This is a genomic window from Variovorax soli NBRC 106424, from assembly GCF_001591385.1.
Classification (GTDB): Bacteria; Pseudomonadota; Gammaproteobacteria; order Burkholderiales; family Burkholderiaceae_C; genus Variovorax; species Variovorax soli.
The window spans coordinates 33541-43321 of record NZ_BCUU01000039.1; the positions used below are offsets into that span (position 1 = coordinate 33541).

A 9781-nucleotide genomic window follows, 5' to 3' on the forward strand; every position below is an offset into this window, starting at 1 on the left:
ACAAAGGCCGCCCGGAGGCGGCCTTTGCATCGAAGCGCACGAGGCGCTCGGAATCAGGCGCTTTCGCCGTAGACCGTGACGTTGATCTCGACGGTCACGTCGGTGTGCAGCGACACCGACACAGTGCTGTCGCCAACGATCTTGATGGGGCCGTTGGGCATGCGCACCTGCGACTTCACCACCTTGTAGCCGAGCTTGTTCAGCTCTTCGGCCACGTCGTGGTTGGTGACCGAGCCGAACAGGCGGCCGTCCACGCCGGCCTTCTGCGTCAGCTTGATCGAGGCGCCGGCGAGCTTCTCGCCCTGGGCTTGGGCTTCGGCCAGCTTGGCGGCGGCAGCCTTCTCGAGTTCGGCGCGCTTGGCGGCGAATTCGGCCTTGTTGGCTTCGGTGGCGCGGCGAGCACGACCCGACGGAATCAGGAAGTTGCGGGCGTAGCCGTCCTTGACCTTGACGATGTCACCCAGGGCACCCAGGTTGACGACCTTGTCCAGAAGAATGATTTGCATGTGAACCTCTCCTTAGACGCGGTGCTGGTCGGTGTAGGGCACCAGCGCGAGGAAGCGGGCGCGCTTGATCGCGGTGTTCAGCTGGCGCTGATAGATGGCACGCGTGCCGGTCAGGCGCGCGGGGATGATCTTGCCGTTTTCGCTGATGAAGTCACGCAGCGTGTCGACATCCTTGTAGTCGATTTCTTCGACGCCAGCGACGGTGAAGCGGCAGAAGCGCTTGCGCTTGAACAGCAGCGACTGGGTGTTGCGCTTCGGGCGCTTGTCTTTGTTGAATTTCTTGAACGTGGCCATTTCGGGACCTCTTTCGAAAATTAATCTTGCTGAAAATCCTGGATGTGCAGAACCGGGTGCTTGGCCGAACCGGGAGTGGCGAGAAAGCCCTGGAATGTCCAGATGCTTCCCAGTGCCTGCCCTGCGAGCCTCTCGGCATTGCTGCCGAAGGCGACGGCCTTCAAGGCCGCCTTCACCTGCCTGCGTTGCCCGGCGTCTTCGACCTGCGACTCGTGTTCGAGCTTGAGGTCAAGGGCCGGCAATCCGGCGGGCGTGTATCGCAAGGATCCGCGTTCGGCGAGGCAGGCAGTCAGCACCAGCTGATTGGCTGCCACAGCGGGGCCCTTCGCATCAACCGTTGTTGTTCGCGGCAGCGTACTCGGCTTGCTGGGCCTTGCGGGCTTCTTCGCGCTCGACGGTCTTCATCATCGACGAAGGAGCGGTCTCGGCCTTCTTCTTCTGCACGGTCAGGTGGCGCAGGACGGCGTCGTTGAACTTGAAGGCGTGCTCCAGTTCAGCCATCACAGCCTGGTCGGCTTCGATGTTGACGCACAGGTAATGGGCCTTGCTCAGCTTGTTGATCTGGTAGGCCAGTTGGCGGCGGCCCCAGTCTTCCACGCGATGGATCTTGCCGTTGCCGGCGGTGATCATGCCCTTGTAGCGCTCCAGCATGGCGGGAACTTGCTCGCTCTGATCCGGGTGGATCAGCAAAATGATTTCGTAGTGACGCATGGCACTCCTTTTGGATGTGGGCCTGGCGTTGGGCCGCTTCCTGGAGGCGAAAAGTCGGGTGGCGTGCGCCACCTTGCCGCTGTACGCAATGCCAAGGCAACGGGGCCGGATTGCTTGCGGAAATTTCGCGCCCCTTGGTTGCAACCTGTCCGCCAGGCGGAGATTGAAAGCCACCCGCAGCGTCAAATGCAGTGTGGCAAGGCGAAGCCCGCGATTATAGCAGCTTCTGCCGACTTGCCCAAGTGGGCCAGGCGCTCAGATGCCCAGGGCACGGTCCAATTCGACCGCCCGGTCTGTGCCGACCGCGGCACGGATCTTGGGCGCCAAGCCCACCAGTTCTTCCCAGTTGGCCGCCGCCTCGACGGCAAGGTTGAGCTTGAAGCCCCGAAGCCCGAGGGCCGCCGTGAGCCGGGTCGCGATCGGGTAGGCCGCCTGATAACGCTGCTGGTGGCTCATGGGCGCGGCGGCCGGGGTGTCGGCAGGGACCGGCGAAGGCGCCGCAACGGCTGCCGGGCTGGGCGCCGCGGCGGTTTGCACAACAGGCGCCGCCCCATCGGCAGGCACCAGCAGCCCCAGCGCCACCATCTGCTCGACATCTTCCCGCGTCACCCCCAAGCCCGCGGCGACCACCTCGTCCATCGACCGTTTGCCGTCGAACAGGATGAACGCCGAGCGCTGGCGGGGCGTCACGATGACGGAGCGGTCCTTGATGGCCCGCTGGCCCGCTTCGGTCTTGAATAGGATCATTGGCTGTTTTCTCGAAGTGAATGCTGGCCTGTTAGCGAGACCCCACGTTGAGGGCCTTCTTCGTGAAAACTCAGCAAAACTCCCCTGTGGCGCCAAATGTGACACAGGTAAGCTTTCGCATGCAATGCCGAGCCGCCTGACGCGCCGCTGACGGCAGGGAAATCGTGAAAAAAAATGTGGCCCGAGGGCAACAGCCGCCGGGCCACATTCCATGCGCCAAGCAGCGTTACTTCTTGGCCGCCGAAGCCAGCTGCTGCCAGGTGTCGATCACGCTGTCCGGGTTGAGCGAAATCGACTTGATGCCCTGCTCCACCAGCCAGACGGCAAAGTCGGGGTGGTCGCTGGGGCCCTGTCCGCAGATGCCGACATAAGCGTCCCTGGCATTGCAGGCCTTGATGGCACGCGCCAGCATCGCCTTGACCGCCGGATCGCGCTCGTCGAAATCGGCCGCCAGCAACTCAAGGCCGGAGTCGCGGTCCAGGCCCAGGGTGAGCTGCGTCAGGTCGTTCGAGCCGATGGAGAAGCCGTCGAAATACTCGAGGAACTCATCCGCCAGGATGGCGTTGCTCGGCACCTCGCACATCATGATCAGCTTGAGGTCGTTCTCGCCGCGCTTGAGGCCCTGGGCCGCCAGCAGTTGCGTCACGCGCTCGGCCTGGCCGAGCGTACGCACGAAGGGCACCATGATCTGCACATTGGTCAGGCCCATGTCGTTGCGCACGCGCTTGAGCGCCTCGCACTCCATGGCGAAGGCCTCGCCGAAGTCCTTGCTGAGGTAGCGTGCCGCGCCGCGGAAGCCCAGCATCGGATTTTCTTCCTCGGGCTCGTAGCGCGAGCCGCCGATGAGCTTGCGATATTCGTTGGACTTGAAGTCCGACAGGCGCACGATCACCTTCTTGGGCCAGAACGCAGCCGCGATGGTGGCCACGCCTTCCGCGACCTTGTCGACGTAGAAGGCACGCGGCGAGGCGTGGCCGCGCGCCACCGACTCCACCGCCTTCTTCAGGTCGTTGTCGACATTGGGATAGTCGAGGATGGCCTTCGGATGAACGCCGATGTTGTTGTTGATGATGAATTCCAGCCGCGCCAGGCCCACGCCGTGGTTGGGCAGCTGCGCAAAGTCGAAGGCCAGCTGCGGATTGCCGATGTTCATCGTGATCTGCACGTCGATGGGCGGCATCTCCCCGCGCTTGACCTCCGTCACCTCGGTTTCGAGCAAGCCGTCGTAGATGTGGCCGGTGTCGCCTTCCGAGCAGCTCACCGTCACCAGCGTGCCGTCCTTGAGCAGTTCGGTGGCATTGCCGCAGCCCACCACGGCCGGAATGCCCAGCTCGCGCGCGATGATGGCCGCGTGGCAGGTACGGCCGCCGCGGTTGGTCACGATGGCGCTGGCGCGCTTCATCACCGGCTCCCAGTTGGGATCGGTCATGTCGGTGACCAGCACGTCGCCGGGCTGCACCTTGTCCATTTCGCTGATGTGGTGCACCAGGCGAACCGGGCCGGTGCCCACTTTCTGGCCGATGGCGCGGCCCTCGGCCAGCACGCTGCTGCGGCCCTTGAGCTTGTAGCGCTGCTCCGACTTGCCCTGCTGCTGGCTCTTCACCGTCTCGGGGCGGGCCTGCAGGATGTAGAGCTGGCCGTCGGTGCCGTCCTTGCCCCACTCGATGTCCATCGGACGGCCGTAGTGCTGCTCGATCACGAGCGCGTACCTGGCCAGCTGCTCGACGTCGGCATCGCTGAGCGAGTAGCGGTTGCGCTGCTCGGTCGGCACGTCGGTGGTCTTGACCAGCTTGCCCGTGGCGGCCTTCTCGGCAGCGGTGGCAAATACCATCTGGATCAGCTTGGAACCCAGGTTGCGTCGGATCACGGCGCGCTTGCCGGCCTTGAGGGTGGGCTTGTGCACATAGAACTCGTCAGGGTTCACGGCGCCCTGCACCACCGTCTCGCCCAGGCCGTAGCTGGAGGTGATGAAGACCACGTCCTCGAAGCCGGACTCGGTGTCGATGGTGAACATGACGCCGGCGGCGCCCAGGTCGGAACGCACCATGCGCTGCACGCCGGCCGACAGGGCCACCACGTCATGCGCGAAGCCCTTGTGCACACGGTAGCTGATGGCGCGGTCGTTGTAGAGGGAGGCGAACACCTCCTTCATCTTGTGAAGGATGTCGTCGATGCCCACCACGTTCAGGAAGGTCTCCTGCTGGCCGGCGAAGGAGGCGTCGGGCAGGTCTTCTGCCGTGGCGGAGGAACGCACGGCAAAGCTGGCATTGGGGTTGCCCGCGCTCAGCTTGGCGAACGCGTCGGCGATGGCCTTTTGCAGGTCGGCCGGGAAAGGCTGGGCTTCGACCATGGCACGGATCTCGGCGCCAGCGGCTGCCAGGGCGCGCACATCTTCGGTATTGAGGTCGGCCAGGCGCTTGTTGATGCGATCGGCCAGGCCGTCGTGCGCCAGGAACTGGCGGAAGGCATGCGCCGTGGTCGCAAAGCCCGTGGGCACGCGAACGCCCTGCGGCAGTTGGGAGATCATCTCGCCGAGGCTGGCGTTCTTGCCGCCAACCGCCTCGACGTCGGTCATTCTCAGGTTTTCGAACGGTACGACCAGGGCGGTCGCATCGAAAAGTGCAGACATGGGAAAGCTCCTAAAGTTGAAAGCGGTATCCCACGCGGGCGGCGGCGCACGATCGTTCTCGTTGCTCTGGGTGCAGTGGCGGCGCGCATGGATGAGAAGTGCGGAATGCTGGCAGGGTGCCAGCCGGACGACCGGAAGTCCTGATAATCCCCGGAATTGTAGGCGCGCCCGGCCCATGGGGCGCGGCCACGGACAAGGCCACCGCTCACATGACCAACCGCACCGTATTCTTCGTCTCCGACGGCACCGGCATCACCGCCGAAACCTTCGGCAACGCCGTTTTGGCGCAATTCGAGATCAAGCCGCGCCACGTGCGCCTGCCGTTCACCGACACGGTCGACAAGGCGCACCAGGCGGTGCGGCAGATCAACCACACGGCTGAAGTCGAGGGCGTGCGCCCGCTGGTCTTCACCACGCTGGCCAACATGGAAGTGCTGGAAGTGATCGAAAACGGCTGCAAGGGCATGCTGCTGGATATGTTCGGCACCTTCGTGCGCCCGCTGGAGATCGAGCTGGCGATGAAGTCCAACCACCGCATCGGCCGCTTCAGCGACGCCAGCAAGAGCAAGGAATACAACGAGCGCATCGCCGCCATCGACTTCAGCCTGGCGCACGACGACGGGCAGAGCAACCGCGACCTGGAAGGAGCCGACGTCATCCTGGTGGGCGTGAGCCGCAGCGGCAAGACGCCCACGTCGCTCTACCTGGCCATGCAGCATGGATTGAAGGCGGCCAACTATCCGCTCATTCCGGAAGACTTCGACCGGCGGCAATTGCCACCGGCGCTGCTGCCGCATCGCAAGAAGATCTTCGGCCTGACGATCCAGCCGGAGCGCCTGGCCGAGATCCGCAACGAGCGGCGCCCCGGATCGCGCTATGCCAGCCTGGAGAATTGCCGCAACGAGGTCTCGGAAGCCGAGGCCATGATGCGGCGCTCGGGCATCCGGTGGCTGTCCACGACCACAAAGTCGATCGAGGAGATCGCCACGACCATCCTGCAGGAACTGCGGCCGGAGCGGCTCATCTACTGAGCCGCCCCGCCCGGCCGGCGCGCGCTCAGGCCGGCGCCGAGGTGCGGATGAGGTGATCGAAGGCACCCAGCGCGGCCTTCGCACCGTCGCCGGCCGCGATGATGATCTGCTTGAACGGCACCGTTGTGGCATCGCCCGCGGCGAACACGCCGGGCACCGAGGTCTGGCCGCGCTCGTCCACCACGATCTCGCCGTGGCGCGACAGCTCGATCGTGCCCTTGAGCCAGTCGGTGTTGGGCACCAGGCCGATCTGGATGAACACGCCTTCCAGTTCCACGCTGTGCGTTTCGCCGCTGGCGCGGTCCTTGTAGGTCAGGCCGTTCAGCTTCTGGCCGTCGCCGGTGATTTCCGTCGTCTGGGCGTTGGTGATCACCTTCACGTTGGGCAGGCTGCCGAGCTTGCGCTGCAGCACGGCATCGGCACGCAACTGCGTGTCGTACTCGATCAGCGTCACGTGGCCCACGATGCCCGCCAGGTCGATGGCCGCCTCGACACCCGAGTTGCCGCCGCCGATGACTGCCACGCGCTTGCCCTTGAACAGCGGGCCGTCGCAGTGCGGGCAATAGGCCACGCCCTTGTTCTTGTATTCCTGCTCGCCCGGCACGTTGATGTTGCGCCAGCGCGCACCGGTGGAAATGATCAGCGACTTGGCCTTGAGCGTCGCGCCGCTTTCCAGTTGCAGCTCGATCAGGTCATTGCCCGGCACCAGCGCCTTGGCGCGCTGCAGGTTCATGATGTCGACGTCGTAGTGGCGCACGTGTTCTTCCAGGGCCAGCGCGAACTTGGGGCCTTCGGTCTCCTTGACCGAGATGAAGTTCTCGATGCCCATGGTGTCCAGCACCTGGCCGCCGAAGCGCTCGGAGGCCACACCTGTGCGAATGCCCTTGCGAGCCGCGTAGACGGCCGCCGCGGCACCAGCCGGGCCGCCGCCCACGATCAGCACGTCGAACGGGTCCTTGGCATCGATCTTCCTGGCTTCGCGCTCCACGCCGCTCACGTCGATCTTCGCGAGGATCTCTTCCAGCGTCATGCGGCCCTGGCCGAACTCGGTGCCGTTGAGGAACACGGTGGGCACCGCCATGATCTGGCGTTCCTTGACCTCGTCCTGGAACAGCGCGCCGTCGATCATGGTGGCGCGGATGCGCGGGTTCTGCACGGCCATGAGGTTCAGGGCCTGGACCACGTCGGGGCAGTTGTGGCAGGTGAGCGAGATGTAGATCTCGAACTCGAAGTCGCCGTCCAGCTCGCGGATCTGCTGCAGCACCTCGGGCTCGACCTTGGGCGGATAGCCGCCCACTTGCAGAAGCGCCAGCACCAGCGAGGTGAATTCGTGTCCCATCGGCAGGCCGGCAAAGCGGGGGCCGTGGTTTTCGCTGGGACGGTTGATGGAAAAAGAGGGCTTGCGCTGGTTGTCGTCGCGGCTTTCCGTCACCTTGACCAGCGGCGATGCCTCCGCAATGTCCTTCAGCAGCGCCTGCAGTTCGCCCGAGGCCTTGCTGTCGTCGAGCGAGGCGACGATCTCGATCGGCTGCGTGGCGCGTTCGAGGTAACTCTTCAGTTGGGCTTTGGTGGCTGCGTCGAGCATGAAGGACTCACTTTCTCAGGTGCAAAAGAAACAAAAAAGCCCGGGCACGGGAGTGCACCCGGGCTTCGTCATCGAACCAGTGTTCTTTGAGGGTGCTTAGATCTTGCCGACCAGGTCGAGCGAAGGCTTCAGCGTGGCAGCGCCTTCCTCCCACTTGGCGGGGCAGACTTCACCGGGGTGGGCAGCCACGTACTGGGCGGCCTTGACCTTGCGCAGCAGGTCCTTGGCGTCACGGCCGATGCCTTCGGCGGTGATTTCCACGGCCTGGATCACGCCTTGCGGGTCGACGATGTAGGTGCCGCGGTTGGCCAGGCCCTGGTCTTCGCGCAGGACTTCGAAGTTGCGGCTGATGGCCAGTGTCGGGTCGCCGATCATCGGGTACTTGATCTTGCCGATGGTTTCCGACGAGTCGTGCCAAGCCTTGTGGGTGAAATGCGTGTCGGTCGATACGGAGTAGATCTCCACGCCCAGCTTCTGGAATTCAGCGTAGTGATCAGCCACGTCGCCCAGTTCGGTCGGGCACACGAAGGTGAAGTCGGCCGGGTAGAAGAAGAAGACCGCCCACTTGCCCTTGACGTCTGCGTCGGAGACTTCGACGAACTTGCCGTTCTTGAAAGCGCTGGCCTTGAAGGGCTTGATTTGGGTGTTGATCACGGACATTCAGTAGTTCCTCTGAGTGGTTAAAAAACGCTTGCGAAGGCATAGTATAAACACTAATGACAGTCACATTTGATAGTAATCTTCTATTCAACTCATTGGGGGCACCTATGTTTTCGGCCGCCTGGCCCGATTCGCAAACACGAACGCCTATCACCCTCAAACGCATGCAGACCGGCTGCACGTGGGATTGGCTTGCGTGGCGCCAGGGCGACCCGGGACAATGACCTATTCACCCAATAAGAAGGAAAAACCATGAAGGGCGACCCCAAGGTCATCGAACACCTGCAAGCGCAGCTCAAGAACGAGCTGACCGCCATCAACCAGTACTTCCTGCACTACCGGATGCTCAAGCACTGGGGCCTGGACAAGCTGGGCAAGAAGGAATACGAGGAGTCGATCGGCGAGATGAAGCATGCCGACATGCTCATGGACCGCATCTTCTTCCTGGACGGCCTGCCCAATCTGCAAGACCTGGGCAAGTTGCGCATCGGCGAAGACGTTCCCGAGATCCTCTCGTGCGACCTCGCTTCCGAACAGGGCGCGCAGGCCACCATCAAGGACGGCATCGCCTATTGCGAATCGGTACGCGACTATGTTTCGCGCGACCTGCTGCAAAAGATCCTGGACGACACCGAGGAGCACATCGACTTCCTCGAGACCCAGATCGACCTGGTCGGCAAGGTGGGGCTGCAGAACTACCTGCAATCACAGATGGGCGAGATCGAATAATCGCCAGAAACAACAGCACTGACCAAAGGGCCCCTCGGGGCCCTTTTTGTTTGTGTGGCACCCAGGGGCGCAGCAAATACCAGGTGGGCGTCATATTTATTGCAAATGCGAGAGATTCGTATTTATAATCGCCACACCATCAACAGCCAGCCAGTCTTCGCTCCCTTGCCATGATCGTCTGTGTGTGCCGTCGAGTCTCTGACCGCGAAATCGCTCGCCATGCGCGCGCCGGGATGAGCTTTGACGAAGTCCAGCTCGAACTCGGCGTGGCCACCCAGTGCGGCCAGTGCGAAGGATGCGCGCGGGATGTCGTTGCCCAGTGCAACGCTTCGCACCCGGTCGCTGCCCTGCATTGCGACACCACCCCGGTTGCCATCCAGCTTGCCAGCTCCATCACGGAAAGCCGGGCATGGCACTCTTCTCCATCGGTTGCAGCTTGATCCTGGTTCTCGGGGCAAGCTGGTGGATCCTTCATAAATAACAGTGGCCCGCACTGGCCGCTGCTGGCGGGCGCTTCGCGTGTCCGCACCTCGTCATATGGTTCATCGTGTCTGACCGCTTCCAATCGACGCCGACCGGGATTTCGCGCAATGCACTGATCGCCGGTGGGGTGGTGCTGTTTCACGTAGCCGCCCTCTGGGCCATGCAAAACGGACTGTTGCGCCGCGCCGCCGAAGTGGTGCTGCCGGAGGTGATCATGACGGAGTTCATCGACCCGCCCAAGCCGGTCGAACCTCCGCCGCCCCCACCCCCTGCACCACCCCAGCCCAAGCGGGAAATCGTCAAGGCGCCTCCCCCGCCGCGGCCCGTGGCCATTCGCGATCCGAAACCTGCGCCTGCGGCGCCGGTCGGCGTGGTCGAGCCGCAGCCTCCGGCGCCCCCCGTTTCG

The 9781-nt window shown here is 63.6% G+C and carries 11 protein-coding genes and 1 pseudogene; 4 read left to right on the forward strand and 8 right to left on the reverse strand.

What is annotated here, in order from left to right; translation table 11 throughout:
- Positions 1-53: 53 nt before the first annotated feature.
- The 6 genes from rplI to ppsA form a co-directional block, all read right to left on the reverse strand.
- Positions 54-506, reverse strand: a complete 453-nt coding sequence (gene rplI, locus VSO01S_RS13385) for a 50S ribosomal protein L9 (protein ID WP_068643163.1) — start codon at positions 504-506, stop codon at positions 54-56.
- Between the two features lie 12 nt (positions 507-518).
- Complete coding sequence (gene rpsR, locus VSO01S_RS13390) at positions 519-800, reverse strand: 30S ribosomal protein S18 (RefSeq protein WP_068643165.1); 282 nt, start codon at positions 798-800, stop codon at positions 519-521.
- 20 nt (positions 801-820) lie between these two features.
- Positions 821-1114: a primosomal replication protein N gene (gene priB / locus VSO01S_RS13395; RefSeq protein WP_245684202.1), complete on the reverse strand. Its 294-nt coding sequence runs from the start codon at positions 1112-1114 to the stop codon at positions 821-823.
- Positions 1115-1130: 16 nt separating this feature from the next.
- Positions 1131-1511, reverse strand: a complete 381-nt coding sequence (gene rpsF / locus VSO01S_RS13400; protein ID WP_068643167.1) for a 30S ribosomal protein S6 — start codon at positions 1509-1511, stop codon at positions 1131-1133.
- A gap of 255 nt (positions 1512-1766) precedes the next feature.
- Positions 1767-2258 carry a hypothetical protein gene (locus tag VSO01S_RS13405; RefSeq protein ID WP_068643170.1) on the reverse strand — a complete coding sequence of 164 codons (492 nt, stop codon included), beginning with the start codon at positions 2256-2258 and terminating at the stop codon, positions 1767-1769.
- 226 nt (positions 2259-2484) lie between these two features.
- Positions 2485-4887 (reverse strand): phosphoenolpyruvate synthase, encoded by a 2403-nt coding sequence (gene ppsA, locus VSO01S_RS13410; RefSeq protein ID WP_068643172.1) that lies wholly within the window; start codon positions 4885-4887, stop codon positions 2485-2487.
- A 209-nt stretch (positions 4888-5096) separates the two neighbouring features.
- On the opposite strand from ppsA, the gene ppsR reads away from it, so the two are divergent.
- Positions 5097-5918 carry a posphoenolpyruvate synthetase regulatory kinase/phosphorylase PpsR gene (gene ppsR / locus VSO01S_RS13415; protein ID WP_068643173.1) on the forward strand — a complete coding sequence of 274 codons (822 nt, stop codon included), beginning with the start codon at positions 5097-5099 and terminating at the stop codon, positions 5916-5918.
- Positions 5919-5943: 25 nt separating this feature from the next.
- On the opposite strand, the gene ahpF is transcribed toward ppsR, so the two are convergent.
- Positions 5944-7503 (reverse strand): alkyl hydroperoxide reductase subunit F, encoded by a 1560-nt coding sequence (ahpF, locus tag VSO01S_RS13420; protein WP_068643175.1) that lies wholly within the window; start codon positions 7501-7503, stop codon positions 5944-5946.
- Between the two features lie 96 nt (positions 7504-7599).
- Complete coding sequence (gene ahpC / locus VSO01S_RS13425) at positions 7600-8163, reverse strand: alkyl hydroperoxide reductase subunit C (RefSeq protein WP_068643177.1); 564 nt, start codon at positions 8161-8163, stop codon at positions 7600-7602.
- Between the two features lie 252 nt (positions 8164-8415).
- On the opposite strand from ahpC, the gene bfr reads away from it, so the two are divergent.
- The 3 genes and pseudogenes from bfr to VSO01S_RS26725 all read left to right on the forward strand — a co-directional run.
- Entirely contained in the window at positions 8416-8892 is a 477-nt protein-coding gene (gene bfr, locus VSO01S_RS13430) for a bacterioferritin (RefSeq protein WP_068643179.1), read from the forward strand.
- Between the two features lie 170 nt (positions 8893-9062).
- Complete coding sequence (locus tag VSO01S_RS26720; RefSeq protein ID WP_084241853.1) at positions 9063-9332, forward strand: (2Fe-2S)-binding protein; 270 nt, start codon at positions 9063-9065, stop codon at positions 9330-9332.
- Positions 9333-9436: 104 nt separating this feature from the next.
- A pseudogene (locus VSO01S_RS26725) lies at positions 9437-9781 on the forward strand (energy transducer TonB); the annotation flags it as partial.